This is a genomic window from Actinomadura meyerae (genome assembly GCF_900188445.1).
Taxonomy (GTDB): Bacteria; Actinomycetota; Actinomycetes; order Streptosporangiales; family Streptosporangiaceae; genus Spirillospora; species Spirillospora meyerae.
The window spans coordinates 139,849-153,442 of the sequence record NZ_FZOR01000012.1; the positions used below are offsets into that span (position 1 = coordinate 139,849).

Genomic DNA, 13,594 nt, shown 5'->3' on the forward strand with positions numbered 1-13,594 from the left:
TCCGCTCCCGCTCAGCCCGCGTACGAGTCGACGATGGCGACCTCTTCTTCGGTCACTTCCCCGTCCACGATCCGGAACGACCGGAACTCGGTGTCGTCGTCCGAGCGGGTCGACACGAGCACGTAGTGGGCGTTCGGCTCGGACGCGTAGGAGATGTCCGTGCGGGACGGGTACGCCTCCGTGGCCGTGTGCGAGTGGTAGATCACCACCGGCTCCTCGTCCCGGTCGTCCATCTCCCGCCAGACCTTCAGCTGCTCCTTGGAGTCGAACCGGTAGAAGGTCGGCGAACGCTCGGCGTTCTCCATCGCGATGTACCGGACCGGCCGGTCCGACCCGACCGGGCCCGCGATGACTCCGCACGCCTCGTCCGGGTGGTCGGCGCGCGCGTGCGCGATGATCTTCTCCACCAGGGCGCGCTCGATCGTCAGCATGGCCCCGAGCTTAAAGGAACGGCCCGCGGGCGCACTGCAACGGCTCCCCAGGGCCCCTGGAGCGGTCCCCCAGGGCTCGTAGGGCAGCGGTTCCCCAGGGCTCCTAGGGCAGCGGTTCCCACAGCACGCGGACGAGGCTCTCCTGGAGCATCGTCAGCCAGTCGTAGACGGCGAACAGGGAGGCGCGCGGGTCGCGCGGGTCCATCTGGTTCGCCTCCTCGTACCACTCCTCGGTGACGTCGAGCCGCGTGCCGAGCGCGAGCCGGACGTCGTTCAGCGCCCGCAGCCAGCACTGCGCCTGCTCCTCGTTGAGGACGGCGTCCGTGTCGCGCTCGCCGAGCGCCGACAGCACCGCCCCGGCCGCCTCGCGCTTGCCGTCCCGCAGCCCCATCTCGGTGTAGCGGCGGAACTCCCCCGCGGCCTCGCCGTCGTCGCGGTAGGCGTCCGGGAACAGCCGCGCCAGGACGGGGTCGTCCGGCTTCGTGGCGTTCTCGGCGATGCCCATCGCGGCCAGCTCGTCGTCCCCGCTGGGGGCCTCGCCGATCAGCGCCAGCAGCTGCTCCATCAGGGCCCGCAGCAGCGCCGTCTCCTCGGCCTCCAGCCGGATCTCGACGGCGTCCCCGGACCTGCCCACATCGGTCATCCGCTAGTCGTCCCGCTTCACGGTCGCCCACAGCCCGTAGGAATGCAGGATCTCCACGTCCCGTTCCATCTCCTCGCGCGTGCCGTTCGCCACGACCGCGCGGCCCTTGTGGTGCACGTCGAGCATCAGCTTCTCGGCCTTGGTCTTCGGGTAGCCGAACACGGTCTGGAACACGTAGGTGACGTACGACATCAGATTGATCGGGTCGTTCCAGACGATCGCCAGCCAGGGCCGGTCGGCGCTCACGTCCTCCTCGGCGTCCGGCCGCTCCAGCTCGACCGGTGCGGGCGCCGTGCTCATGGCGCTCATCCGCCCGGTCACCCCCTCTCTCTCCGTGACTCCTCGCGCGCTGTCCGTCCGCCCGCAGCACCCCGATGCTATGCGCCGGTCCCCCCGCCGGGTGCGCGAGCCCGCACATCCATGGTGCCCGCAGCGGGGCTTAGGGTTCCACCTGTGGACCTTGGTGACGGCACCGCACTGCTGACCGACCAGTACGAACTGACCATGCTCCAGGCGGCGCTCCGCAGCGGCACGGCGGACCGCCGCGCGGTCTTCGAGGTGTTCGCCCGGAGCCTGCCCGCCGGCCGCCGCTACGGCGTCGTCGCCGGGACCGGGCGGCTGCTGGACGCGATCGAGGAGTTCCGGTTCGAGACCGCCGAGCTGGACTTCCTCACGTCCAACGGGATCGTGGACGAGCCGACCGCGCGATGGCTGGAGAAGTTCCGGTTCAGCGGGAACGTCTGGGGTTATGCCGAGGGCGACTGCTACTTCCCGGACTCGCCGATCCTGGTGGTCGAGGGGACGTTCGGGGAGGCGGTGCTGCTCGAGACGATCGCGCTGTCGATCCTGAACCACGACTCGGCGATCGCGTCCGCCGCGTCCCGGATGGTGCAGGCCGCGCAGGGCCGCCCCATCATCGAGATGGGGTCGCGGCGCACCCACGAGCGCGCCGCCGTGGCCGCCGCCCGCGCCGCCTACATCGCCGGGTTCACCACGACGTCCAACCTGGAGGCGGGACGGCGCTACGGCGTCCCCACGGCCGGCACGAGCGCGCACTCGTTCACCCTCCTGCACGACAGCGAGCGGCACGCGTTCGAGGCGCAGCTCGACTCCCTCGGCGACGGCACCACGCTGCTCGTCGACACCTACGACGTGGAGCGGGCCGTCCGGACGGCGGTGGAGCTGGCCGGGCCGCCGCTCGGCGCCGTCCGCATCGACAGCGGCGACCTCGCCGTCGTGGCGCGGCGCGTCCGCGACCAGCTCGACGCGCTCGGCGCGCACGGCACCCGCATCGTGGTGACCGGCGACCTGGACGAGTACGGCATCGCCGCCCTCGCCGCCGCCCCCGTGGACGGCTACGGGGTCGGGACGTCCCTCGTCACCGGGTCCGGCGCGCCGACCGCGTCGCTGGTCTACAAGCTCGTCGCCCGCGCCGACGTCCCCGGCGGCGACGCGCCCGTGCGCCCGGTCGCCAAGCGCTCGCCGGGCAAGCCGAGCCGGGGCGGCCGCAAGTCGGCCGTCCGCCGGATCGACGGGCACGGCGTCGCCGTCGCCGAGGCGGTCTCCGTCGGCGAGCCCGCCCCCGGGGCGCGCGACCGGGTGCTGCACGTCCCGCTCGTCCGGGACGGGGAGATCGTCGGGCGCGAACCGCTGGAGGCGGCCCGCGCGCGCCACGAGCGCGCCGTCGGGGAACTGCCGCCGACCGCGCTCCAGCTCTCCCGCGGCGAGCCCGCCGTCCCGACCGAATTCGTCCACGGCGGTCCGTGACGGTGCGCCGGCGCCCGCCTGGGGTACGGTCGATCAGGGGCAACCGGTACCAGGGAGCGGTCGTGGGCAAGAAGGCTCTGATCATCGTTGACGTGCAGAACGACTTCTGCGAGGGCGGATCGCTGGCCGTCGCCGGCGGCGCGGACGTCGCCTCCGCCATCTCCGCGTACGTGGCCGAGCACAGGTCCGAGTACGCGCACATCGTCGCGACGCGGGACTTCCACCTCGACCCCGGCGAACACTTCTCCGCCGAACCCGACTTCGTCGACACCTGGCCGCCGCACTGCGTGATCGGCACCCCCGGCGCCGACTTCCACCCGAACCTGGCCCTCGCCCCGATCGAGGCCGTGTTCAGCAAGGGCCGCGAGAGCGCCGCCTACAGCGGCTTCGAGGGCGTCTCGGACGACGAGACGCCGCTCGCCGACTGGCTCGCCGCCCGCGGCGTCGACGCCGTGGACATCGTCGGCATCGCGACCGACCACTGCGTCCGCGCCACCGCCGTCGACGCGGCCCGCGCGGGCCTGCGCACCACCGTCCTGCTCGGCCTCACCGCCGGGGTCGCGAAGACCACCGTCGACCGCGCCCTCGACGAGCTGCGCGACGAGGGCGTCGCCCTGGCCGGAGACCCGGTGGTGGCCGGCTGACCATGAGCACCTCACCCCCCACCGTGATCGTGATCGCCGGCGTCTCCGGCAGCGGCAAGACCACCATCGGCACGCTCCTCGCGGAGCGGCTCGGCTGGGAGTACGCCGAGGCCGACGCGTTCCACTCCGAGGCGAACATCGCCAAGATGCGCGCGGGCCATCCGCTGACGGACGCCGACCGCGCGCCCTGGCTGCGCACCATCGCCGCCTGGATCTCCGACCGGCTCGACACCGGCCGCCCCGGCGTCGTCACCTGCTCGGCCCTCAAGCGCACGTACCGCGACATCCTCACCGGCGGGAACTCCGCGGTCGCGATGGTCCTGCTGGACGGCGACCGCGACCTCATCGCCGCCCGCATGAAGGCGCGCAAGGGCCACTTCTTCAAGGCGGACCTCCTCGACAGCCAGTTCGCCGACCTGGAGCTTCCCGGCCCCGGCGAGGACGTCCTCACGGCCCCGATCGCCGGTTCTCCCGAAGAGACGGTCGACCACATCATGGAGGCCCTGAGCCCGGACGCCGTCCCGAGCTGACCCCGCGAAGGACGGCCACCGCCTCAGCCGCGCACGCGGCGTCGGCGGGCGCTCGCGGTCATCGCCGTCCCTCGAACGCTCCGTCCCGCTCCAGCAGCGTGATGCCGGCGACGATGCCGCGGAACGGGTCGCCGGCCGCCGGGACGCGGGCGGCGTCCGCCTCGTAGGCCAGGCACAGCGCGGCCAGGCGGATCGCGGCGATCCCGTTCGCCGTGGCGGGGGCCTCCTCGGTGAGGACGGGCACCGCCGTCTCCTCCAGGCGGGTCGCGGCCTGCCGCGCCCACGCGCTCGGGGATGCGGCGTCCAGTTCCCGGCGCCCTTCGCGGATGTTGCGGGTCAGGTCGCCGGTGGCGGCCGCATTGCCGCGGTCGAGCCGGACGCGTGCCGCCCGGTGCAGGACGTCCGCGACCCGGCCGCGCCATGCGCGCTCGGGATGCGCGCTGAGCAGGTAGTGGCGGGCGTGGTAGTACAGCCCCCGTTTGAAGACGCGGCCGAGGGCGCCGTCCAGCAGCAGCGAGCCCGTCTCGCCGCTGCCCAGGTCGACGGGCAGGCCGCGGGACGCGTCGCGGACGCCGCCCCGCTGCTCGTCCCACTCGCCGTAGAGCCGCCCGGCTCGCTCCTGGTCGATGGGGATATCCGGGTCGGTGGCGAGCGAGTACCGCGCGTACGCGTCGTTCTCGCGCCTGATGGCCCTGCTCAGCTGCCTGGCCCCTTCGACGGCGGCGGTGAGGTCGCGGTCGATGCCGTGGTAGGGGGCGAGGACGCGCGCCAGTTCCCGCGCGGCCACCCCGGCCTCCTCTAGATCCTCCCCGCAGTCGACGGCCATGTCCTGCGCCACCCAGAGGGCGTGGTCGCCGTAATGGTGGTGGATGTTCCAGACCGCGCGGACCAGCAGCAGCCTGGCGAGCAGCGGGGCCGCCCGGTCGACGTCGTCGGAGAGCCTGGCGGCGAGCGCGCCGCGGTCGATCACACCCGGTCGGTCCATCGAAGGCTCCCGCCCGCACGAGCATTTGCGCCGTCCCGGGCAGTCTAGGCACAAGCCCGCCGCCCGGCACGTTATAGTCTCACCTGAGACTATCTTGAGTGGGCAGAAAAGATTGGGGGACGCCGTGGGGAGCGCCTTGTGGCTCATCGCGCGCCGTTCGGCCGCCGAGGGGCGGTTGCGGCTCGCCGCGACCCTGCTGGCGGCACTGGGATCGATCGCGCTCATCGCGGGCTCGCTGCAGTTCGCGCTGCGCGCGCAGGACGCGGTGTCGGGCAGCGACGCGAGCGAGTACTTCCGCGCCGACGTGCTGGTGCAGGGCGGGACGATGGATCCGGACGACCCGACCGCGCTCCCGGACGGCCGCGTCCGGCTGGACCGGCTCGCGTCCCGTCCCGGCGTCGCGGCCGCCGCCGGGGACGCCGCCGTGCCGGTCACGGCCATCGGTCCGGGCGGGCGGGCGATCACGGCGGCGGCCGAGGGCCGCACGCTGCTGCGCCCCTGGGTGGCCGACGCGCGCCTGGCCCCCTACCGGCTGGAGGACGGGCGCGCTCCCGCCGCCGACGGCGAGGTGGCGGTCGTCCGCTCCATGGCCCGCGCCGGGAAGGTCGGCGTCGGCGACAGCCTGACCCTGACGCTGCCGCACCGGACGAGCCGGGTGACGGTCACCGGGGTCGTCACCGTGCAGGACCGGGACGCGGTGGCGGCCGGGGACCTCGTGCTGGCCCCGCCCGAGACCGTGCGGCGCGCCGCCCTCCTGCCCGCGGGCACGTGGCAGAGCGTCTGGCTGAAGGCCGCGCCGGGCGTGCCCGCCGAGCGGCTGCGCGGCGAGCTGGCCCGGGACCTCGGCGGCGGCGTCACCGTGCGCACCGCCGCGTCCGTCCGGGACGCGCAGGCCGCCGCCGCGTCCGGTGAGGGCGCCTCGGTCGCCGGCGTCATCGGCGGCCTCTCCCTCGTGGCGGTCTTCGTCGGGCTGTTCACCGTGGCCAACACGTTCGGCACGCTGGTGCGGCAGCGGACCCGGAGGCTGGCGCTGCTCGGCGCGATCGGCGCCACGCCGCGGCAGCTCGGCCTGCTGATCCGGCTGGAGGCGCTGGTGCTCGGCGCGATCGCCGCGGTGGGCGGCGTGGCCGCCGGCTTCCCGCTGTCCGCGCTGATCATCCGGCTGTTCGCCCGGGACGGCTTCGACGTCTCCTCCGCCGGGCCCCGGTTCGACTGGATCGCGCTGGGCCTCCCGGCCGCCGCCGGGCTCCTGGTCACCCAGCTGGCCGCCTGGCGGGCCGCGCGCCGCGCCGCCGGCGTCTCCCCCGTGCAGGCGCTGCGCAGCACCGTCGCCGAGACCCCGGAGCAGCGGTGGCCGAGGCTGCTCGGCGCCTCCGCGCTCTTCCTCGGCGCGGGGTTCTGGTGGGCGGTGGCGGCGGCGGTCCGCCTCGGCGATCCCCCGGGCCAGGACCGCACGTTCGGGGTCGGGCTGATGATCCTGTTCGGCTCGATGCTGGCGATGACCGCCCTGACCATCCTCACCCCGTTCTTCGTCGCGCCCCTCGGCGGGCTGGTCGGACGCGTCGGAACGCTCGTCGGCGGCGAGACCGGACGGCTCGCGCACGCCACCATCACCCGCAGCCCCCGCCGGGTCGCCTCCGCCGCGTCGTCGCTGATGCTGGGCGTCGCGCTGGTCGCCGGGGTCGTCCTGATCACGCAGTCGGTGAACGACCGGTTCGCGGAGGCGGGACGGCAGGTCATGGTGGCCGAGCACGCCGTCACCGCCACCGCCAGGACCGCCGAGGGCGCACCCGCGCCGCTGGCCCGCGACGTCGCGGCGCTGGCCGCGGACGCTCCCGGAGTCACCCGCACGACCGCCCTCACCCAGACCGAGGTCGCGCTCGTGTCGCCGCCGTCCCCCGACGACGACCCCGAGCCGTTCCGCTTCCGAATCAGCGGCGCCGGGCAGACCGGGCTGAACGACCTGCTGCGGCTGGGCGGGAACCCGCCCGCGCTGAAACCCGGAGAGATCGCGCTGTCGTCGTCCGTCATGGCGGAGCGGGAGCTGCGGCGCGGCCAGCAGATCACCGTGCGGGCCCCCCGGGGGCGGGTCGCGCTGACGGTGGTGGACGTCTACCACGATCCCTCCCACCTGTTCGCCGAGGAGGCGCTCGTGGCCCCGGCGACGATGGACCGGCTCGACCCCAACGCGGCGACCCAGGCGGTCCTGGTGCGGGGCGGCTCGCCGGAGGCCCTCGCGCAAGCCGTGGCGGGAGTGCCCGGCGTCCGGGTCCTCGACCGCGACGCCTACGTGGACGCCGCGTCGTCCACCCTCACCCGGCCGCTGCGGGCGACCCACACCTTCATCGGCATGGCCCTGCTGCTGGCGCTGTTCGGGATGGCGACCACGGTGTCGATGAGCGTCGCGGAACGCACCCGCGAGTTCGGGCTGCTCGGCGCGGTGGGCGCCACGATGCGGCAGATCCGCGCGATCGTCCGCTGGGAGGCGGCGACCGTGGTCGCCCTCGGCACGCTCCTCGGCCTCACGATCGCCGTGGGCCTGCTCGCGCTGCTGCACCTGGCCACCGGCAGCACCTTCCTGCGCCCGGTGGCGCCGTGGTGGCTGTTCCCGGTCGTCGCGGCGGGCGCGGCGGTGGCGACGCTCGCGACGACGGCACTGCCCGCGCGCCGGGCCGCCGGCGTCCCCGTCCTGGAGGCCGCCAAGGCCGAATGAGGGCGATGGCGCCCTATTCCATCAAACTGATTTGATGTATCGTCCGAGCATGGCCATGTCGAGCGGAGCCGTCCCGGCGTTCCTGCGCCTCGCCGCGCACCCGCTGCGCTGGCGGCTGCTGACCGAGCTCGCGGGCGGCGACCTGCGCGTCCGCGAGCTCACGGCACGGGTGCGGGAACCGCAGAACCTGGTCTCCTACCATCTGCGGCTGCTGCGCGAGGGCGGGCTGGTCACCGCCGCGCGCAGCAGCTTCGACGGCCGCGACAGCTACTACCGGCTCGACCTCGACCGCTGCGCCGGCGCCCTCGCCGGCACCGGCACCGCCCTGCACCCGGCGCTGCACGCCGCCCTCCTCTCGCCCGACGCCGAGTGGGACTGGCCCCGGCTGGACGTCCTGTTCGTGTGCACCGGCAACAGCGCCCGCTCACCGATCGCCGAGGCGCTCCTGCGCCACCGCACCGGCGGGCGCGTGAACGCGACCAGCGCCGGCAGCCGCCCGAAGCCGGACCTCGACCCGCGCGCGGTGGACGTCCTGCGCGACCGGTACGGCATCGACATCGCCGGCCGGCGGCCCCGCGACCTGCGGACCCTGCACGGCCGCCGGTTCGACTACACGATCACGCTCTGCGACCGGGCCCGCGAGGTCTGCCCCGAGTTCGGCGACCCGTCCCGGCGGATCCACTGGAGCGTCCCCGACCCGGCCGCGGCGGACCGCGACGGGTCCGACCCGTTCGAGCGCGCGGCCGCCGACATCGACACCCGCGTCCGCCACCTCCTGCCCGTCCTCGCCCAGACCACGGAGGCCCACCCATGAGCACGCCCCAACAGCACGCCAGCGTCCGCTACCTCGTCGACGACGTCCAGGCGGCCATCGACTTCTACACCGGCCACCTCGGGTTCACCCTTGAGGGCAGCGCCGTCCCCGCCTTCGCCGACGTCCGGCGCGGGCCGCTGCGGCTGCTGCTGTCCGGCCCGGCCAGCTCCGGCGCCCGCGCCACCCCCGCCGACGCCGCCGCCCCGGGCCGCAACCGCATCCACCTCACCGTCGCCGACCTGGACGCCGAGATCGCGCGGCTGCGCGAGGCCGGCCTGGCGTTCCGCGGCGACGTGGTCAGCGGCCCCGGCGGGCGGCAGATCCTGCTCACCGACCCCGCCGGCAACCTCATCGAACTGTTCCAGCCCGCGCGGGCGGGCGGCTGACCGCACCGCCCGGCGCGGTCAGTGGCGGCGCTTGGCGGCCCAGTCGCGGATCTTGGCGATGCGGTCGCGGATCTCGGCGGCGCTGGCCTGCGGGACGGGCGGGCCGCCGCAGGCGCGGCGCAGCTCGTTGTGGATGACGCCCTGCGGCTGCCCGGTGCGGTGGTTCCACGCGTTGACGAGCCCGTTCAGCTCGCGGCGGAGGGCGGCGATGTCCTCGGCGGCGGTCCGGTCGGCGCGGTCGGCGCGCGGGTCGCCGGTCTTGCGGCGCCGCTCGCTGGCGAGCTGGTCGGCCTGCCGCTTGCGCAGCAGCGCCGACACCTGGTCGGGTTCCAGCAGACCGGGGATGCCGAGGTACTCCTCCTCCTCGGCGGAGCCCGGCTGGGCGTGCATCCCGAACTCGCCGCCGTCGTACAGGACGCGGTCGAACGTCGCGGACGCCTCGACCGTCTCGAACGGCAGCTCCTCGCCGACGTCCGGGGTGTCCTGCTTGCGGTTGGCCTCGGCGATCAGATCGTCGTCGAGGCCGTCCTCGCGGACGGGCCGGTCGAGGACGTGGTCGCGCTCCTCCTCCATCTCGGAGGCGTGGCCCATCAGCGTCGGCACCGACGGCAGGAACACCGACGCCGTCTCGCCGCGCTTGCGGGCGCGGACGAAACGGCCGATCGCCTGCGCGAAGAACAGCGGCGTGCTCGTCGACGTCGCGTAGACCCCGACGCACAGCCGGGGGATGTCGACGCCCTCGGACACCATCCGCACCGCGACCATCCAGCGGTCGTCGGTGCCCGCGAACTTCTTGATCTTCTTGGACGCGGTCGGGTCGTCCGACAGCACGATCGTGGCGCTCTGCCCGCTGACCGCCTTCAGCATCCCGGCGTAGGCGCGGGCGGTCTCGTGGTCGGTGGCGATCACCAGCCCGCCCGCGTCCGGGATGACGCGGCGCAGCTCGGTGAGCCTCCGGTCGGCGGCGGCGAGCACCTGCTTGATCCAGTCGCCCTTCGGGTCGAGCGCGGCGCGCCACGCCTGGGCCATCTGGTCCTGGGTGAGGGGCTCGCCGAGGGTCGCGGTGATCTCGTCGCCGGCCCGGGTGCGCCAGCGCATCTCCCCCGCGTACGCCAGGAAGATCACCGGGCGGACGACGCCGTCGGCGAGGGCCGGGCCGTACCCGTAGGTGTAGTCGGCCCGGCTGCGGCGGACCCCGTCCGGCCCCTCCTCGTACTGGACGAACGGGATCGGGTTGATGTCGGTGCGGAACGGCGTGCCGGACAGCGCCAGCCGCCGCGTCGCGGGCTCGAACGCCTCCCGCACCGCGTCGCCCCAGGACAGGCCGTCGCCCGCGTGGTGCACCTCGTCGAAGATGACCAGGTACTTGCGCGACTCGGTGCGGTTGCGGTGCAGCGCGGGACGGGCCGCGACCGTGGCGTAGGTGACGGCGACGCCGTCGAAGTCCTTGCCGATGGGGCCGTCGCTGTTCTGCCACTCCGGGTCGATCTTGATGCCGACCCGGGCCGCGGACTCCGCCCACTGCCGCTTGAGGTGCTCGGTCGGGCACACCACCGTGATCGCCTGCACGATGCGGCGCTCCATCAGCTCGCGGGCGAGCCGGAGCGCGAACGTCGTCTTGCCCGCGCCGGGCGTCGCGACGGTGAGGAAGTCGCGCGGACCGGGCTGGGAGCCGTCGGTGCCGAAGTAGGCCTCCAGCGCCTGCTGCTGCCAGGCGCGCAGGGACGACGCCGTCCCCCAGGCGGCCCGTTCGGGGAACGCGGGGGGCATGCTCGATGCGGCGAAGGTGCTCACGGTCTCTGAAGGCTACCGAGGACCACCGACAGATCGTGCCGTCCCCGGCGCACCTGTGCCGAGATCCACACGGTGGCGGCCGTGCCGCCCGGACCGGTACGCGGCCCACGACGCCCGGATACGGCGGCCCTGACCTGCGGTGAAGGCCCGCATGCAGGCGTCCTGCGCGTAGTCCATGAAGTTGTGCACCGGATCGAGGCCGCGCTGCGGGCAGGTGTCGCGGTGGCGCGGGCAGCCGTTCGCCGGCCCCGCCTCGTACGGGGTGTCGGCCACCCCGTCGCCCGGCGGGACGCAGCCGCCCTCGAACGTGTGCAGCAGGCCGAGCCAGTGCCCGATCTCGTGGACGGCCGTGTACCCGCGGTCGAACCCCCGGTACGACCCGCCGGGCAGGCTGCGGTAGTCGATGACGACGCCGTCCATGTGCGGGGCGCCGCGGTACCGCTGGGGGAACGTGGAGAAGCCGAGGACGGCCGACCCGACGGCGGCCGTGTACACGTTGAGAGTGCCGGCCCCGCCCTTGCGCAGCCGCCGCTTCATCGCACGCTCGTACCGCTCGGGCTGCCGGAACCAGGCGGCGCTGTCCACCCGGTCGTATCCGGCCAGGCGGAACCCCACGCCCGTGTCGGCGCCGCCCAGCCTCCCCCCGTACGCGGCGTTCAGCGCGGCGACCTGCCGCAGGACCGCGCTCTTCGGCAGCCGCCCGTACGGCCCGCTGTGCACGATGTGGAACCGCACGGGGACGACGAGCCGCTTCGCCACGCGCCGGGACGAGTCGAGGTGCTGCTCGTCGGCCGTCCCGAACCGGTCGAGGAGCGTGCGGCGCAGGTCGGCGAGCATGGCCGCCGCCCCGTCCCGGCCGAGGTCGGCCCGGTCGCGCGGACGCGCCGCCCTCGCGCCCGCGTGCCGGACGCAGTCGTCCCCGTCGTGCACCGCGCCGCCGTGCACAGCGCCGGCGTCGCGGGCGGCGGCGGCCGGTACGGCCCGCACCCACTCCCGGCCCCGCTCACTCACCGCACCCGGAACAGCGCACACCGTAATCGATAGTGCGCACAGCGAAACCCCGGCCATCCGCCGCATTCATCCCCCGTAGGTCGAAACCCCGTCACATCACATGCACCGGGTCCCGCGGCATCCCCCGCCACGGGACCCGGAAAGCGCGCAGCCCGACATGGGCGGTGCGCCTCCGCCGCGTCTCAGCGGCGGGTCACTCGCCCTTGCCGCCCTCGCCGCCCGACTGCATGGACTCGTAGATCTCCTTGCACTCCGGGCAGACGGGGTACTTCTTCGGGTCCCGGTTCGGCACCCAGACCTTGCCGCACAGCGCGATCACCGGCGTGCCGTTCACCGCGCTCTCGGTGATCTTCTGCTTCTTCACGTAGTGGGCGAACCGCTCGTGGTCGCCGTCACCGTGCGAGAGGTCGGGCCGTACGTCCTGCTGTGTGTCGCCATCCGGAAGGATCTTCGTACTCACGTCGTTCACCTTAGTTCAGTGTGGGGTCGTCGGGGAAAGTGGAGACGAACGCGAGATCGCCGCCCTGCCTGCGGAGAACGTCCTGCCAGAGCCGGTCGGGACGGTCCGCGAAGACGTCCCCCGCCTCCGCCGGCACCAGGTACCAGGAGCCGTCCTCGATCTCCCGGCGCAGCTGCCCCGCCGACCAGCCGGCGTAGCCCGCGAACACCCGCAGTTGCAGCAGCTCGGCCGCGAGCAGGCCGGGCGGGGCCTCCAGGTCCACCACCCCGACCCGCGCGACCTCGGCGCCGCCGTCGAGCGCCCGCCAGCCGAGCGGCTCGTCCTCTCCGGGAAGGCGGGCCAGGGCGAGCGGGTGCTCCAGCGCGACGGGCCCGCCCTGGAACACCACGGCGGGACCGGTCGCGAGCCCGGCCCACGGCGGGAGGACGCGGTCCAGCGGAACCTCGGTCGGCCGGTTGAGGACAACCCCGAGCGTGCCCCCGCCGGCGTCGTGCTCGACCAGCAGGACGACGCTCCGCCTGAAGTTCGGATCCTCCAGCTGGGGGGTCGCCACCAGCAGGAGCCCCACCCTGATGCCGTCTTCCATGGGTTCCATCATGCGTTGCCCGGACCTCCGGCGGCACGCCTCCCCGGTCGTTAGCCTGTTACGCATTCCTATCGATGGGGATATCGGCACCACAAGGTCCTGGGTTAAGAATGATCTAGGATCATCGGCCATCCGCTTGGTCCGCGCCGGGAGGACAGCGATGCAGTTGCCCAGGGTCATCATCGCCGCCGTGTTCGCCGTCCTGGGAGCGCTGATCACCATCCAGGCGGTGTTCAAGTCGGACGGCTCGGCGTCGCCCGCGGCGTCCAGCGCGTCCGCGAGCCCCAGCGCGTCCGGGTCGGCGTCGCCCAGCACGTCCGGGACGGCGAAGGCCCCCGCCCGGCCGGTGACCGCCGACATCGGCGCCGTCTCCTGCCCGGAGCGGACCGTGCACGTCAAGGTCCGCAACACCGGGACGCGCACCGAGGACTTCTCCGTCGAGCGGGACGACGGCGGCGCCGCCGTCCCCGGCCAGATCCAGCCCGGCGGCACCCGGACGATCTCGGTGAAGCTGCGCGAGGACCGCCGCACCGACCTCACCGTCACCTGGGCCAACAAGCGCATCGAGACCAAGGCGGTGCGGGCGAACTGCAAGAAGGCGGGCGCCGCGCCGACCGAGACGCCCCCGAGCAACCTGCCGCACACCGGCCCCGACACCGTGCTGTGGGCGCGGGCCGCGACCGGTGTCGGCGTCATGCTCACCGGCGTGATCATCTTCTGGTACGGCGGCATCTGGCCCCGCCGCCGCGAGCGGATCTTCGCCGACAAGAAGAACTCCTGAGCCGCGCCCCCGCCCGCGCGGCGTCCCGCCCGCCCGGCGTCCGCCCGCC

Annotated in this window: 15 protein-coding genes; 7 read left to right on the forward strand and 8 right to left on the reverse strand. The window is 74.2% G+C overall.

What is annotated here, in order from left to right; genetic code table 11:
* Nucleotides 1–11: 11 nt before the first annotated feature.
* The 3 genes from CHF16_RS15030 to clpS form a co-directional block, all read right to left on the reverse strand.
* Entirely contained in the window at nucleotides 12–431 is a 420-nt protein-coding gene (locus CHF16_RS15030; protein WP_089326637.1) for a M67 family metallopeptidase, read from the reverse strand.
* Nucleotides 432–534: 103 nt separating this feature from the next.
* Nucleotides 535–1,074, reverse strand: coding sequence for a DUF2017 domain-containing protein (locus tag CHF16_RS15035; RefSeq protein WP_089326638.1), 540 nt, complete (start codon nucleotides 1,072–1,074; stop codon nucleotides 535–537).
* Between the two features lie 3 nt (nucleotides 1,075–1,077).
* Nucleotides 1,078–1,374: an ATP-dependent Clp protease adapter ClpS gene (clpS, locus tag CHF16_RS15040; RefSeq protein WP_089326695.1), complete on the reverse strand. Its 297-nt coding sequence runs from the start codon at nucleotides 1,372–1,374 to the stop codon at nucleotides 1,078–1,080.
* 120 nt (nucleotides 1,375–1,494) lie between these two features.
* Here clpS and CHF16_RS15045 point away from each other — a divergent pair, with 120 nt between their 5' ends.
* The 3 genes from CHF16_RS15045 to CHF16_RS15055 all read left to right on the forward strand — a co-directional run bounded on the left by CHF16_RS15045 (nucleotide 1,495) and on the right by CHF16_RS15055 (nucleotide 4,015).
* The gene (locus CHF16_RS15045; protein ID WP_089326639.1) at nucleotides 1,495–2,841 is read left to right on the forward strand and encodes a nicotinate phosphoribosyltransferase; all 1,347 of its coding nucleotides are present in this window, start codon (nucleotides 1,495–1,497) and stop codon (nucleotides 2,839–2,841) included.
* Nucleotides 2,842–2,903: 62 nt separating this feature from the next.
* Nucleotides 2,904–3,485: an isochorismatase family protein gene (locus CHF16_RS15050; protein ID WP_089326640.1), complete on the forward strand. Its 582-nt coding sequence runs from the start codon at nucleotides 2,904–2,906 to the stop codon at nucleotides 3,483–3,485.
* A gap of 2 nt (nucleotides 3,486–3,487) precedes the next feature.
* Nucleotides 3,488–4,015, forward strand: coding sequence for a gluconokinase (locus tag CHF16_RS15055; protein WP_089326641.1), 528 nt, complete (start codon nucleotides 3,488–3,490; stop codon nucleotides 4,013–4,015).
* Nucleotides 4,016–4,073: 58 nt separating this feature from the next.
* Here CHF16_RS15055 and CHF16_RS15060 read toward each other — a convergent pair whose 3' ends face one another.
* Nucleotides 4,074–5,000: a hypothetical protein gene (locus CHF16_RS15060; protein WP_143227993.1), complete on the reverse strand. Its 927-nt coding sequence runs from the start codon at nucleotides 4,998–5,000 to the stop codon at nucleotides 4,074–4,076.
* A 124-nt stretch (nucleotides 5,001–5,124) separates the two neighbouring features.
* On the opposite strand from CHF16_RS15060, the gene CHF16_RS15065 reads away from it, so the two are divergent.
* The 3 genes from CHF16_RS15065 to CHF16_RS15075 are packed head-to-tail and all read left to right on the forward strand — an operon-like array spanning nucleotide 5,125 to nucleotide 8,913.
* A complete protein-coding gene (locus tag CHF16_RS15065) occupies nucleotides 5,125–7,713 on the forward strand; it encodes an FtsX-like permease family protein (RefSeq protein ID WP_143227994.1) in 2,589 nt (862 codons plus the stop codon).
* Nucleotides 7,714–7,762: 49 nt separating this feature from the next.
* On the forward strand, nucleotides 7,763–8,527 hold the full coding sequence (locus CHF16_RS15070) for an arsenate reductase/protein-tyrosine-phosphatase family protein (protein ID WP_089326644.1): 765 nt from the start codon (nucleotides 7,763–7,765) through the stop codon (nucleotides 8,525–8,527).
* A complete protein-coding gene (locus CHF16_RS15075) occupies nucleotides 8,524–8,913 on the forward strand; it encodes a VOC family protein (RefSeq protein WP_089326645.1) in 390 nt (129 codons plus the stop codon). Before CHF16_RS15070 ends, CHF16_RS15075 begins: the two co-directional genes overlap by 4 nt.
* 18 nt (nucleotides 8,914–8,931) lie before the next feature.
* On the opposite strand, the gene CHF16_RS15080 is transcribed toward CHF16_RS15075, so the two are convergent.
* From CHF16_RS15080 to CHF16_RS15095, 4 genes are all read right to left on the reverse strand, one after another.
* Nucleotides 8,932–10,683, reverse strand: a complete 1,752-nt coding sequence (locus CHF16_RS15080; RefSeq protein WP_089326696.1) for a DEAD/DEAH box helicase — start codon at nucleotides 10,681–10,683, stop codon at nucleotides 8,932–8,934.
* A 36-nt stretch (nucleotides 10,684–10,719) separates the two neighbouring features.
* The gene (locus CHF16_RS15085) at nucleotides 10,720–11,718 is read right to left on the reverse strand and encodes a zinc metalloprotease (protein WP_245868527.1); all 999 of its coding nucleotides are present in this window, start codon (nucleotides 11,716–11,718) and stop codon (nucleotides 10,720–10,722) included.
* A gap of 193 nt (nucleotides 11,719–11,911) precedes the next feature.
* Nucleotides 11,912–12,178, reverse strand: a complete 267-nt coding sequence (locus CHF16_RS15090) for a DUF3039 domain-containing protein (protein ID WP_089326697.1) — start codon at nucleotides 12,176–12,178, stop codon at nucleotides 11,912–11,914.
* Between the two features lie 10 nt (nucleotides 12,179–12,188).
* Nucleotides 12,189–12,764, reverse strand: a complete 576-nt coding sequence (locus tag CHF16_RS15095) for a YqgE/AlgH family protein (RefSeq protein WP_089326647.1) — start codon at nucleotides 12,762–12,764, stop codon at nucleotides 12,189–12,191.
* Nucleotides 12,765–12,924: 160 nt separating this feature from the next.
* On the opposite strand from CHF16_RS15095, the gene CHF16_RS15100 reads away from it, so the two are divergent.
* A complete protein-coding gene (locus tag CHF16_RS15100) occupies nucleotides 12,925–13,545 on the forward strand; it encodes a hypothetical protein (protein WP_089326648.1) in 621 nt (206 codons plus the stop codon).
* Nucleotides 13,546–13,594 lie beyond the last annotated feature (49 nt).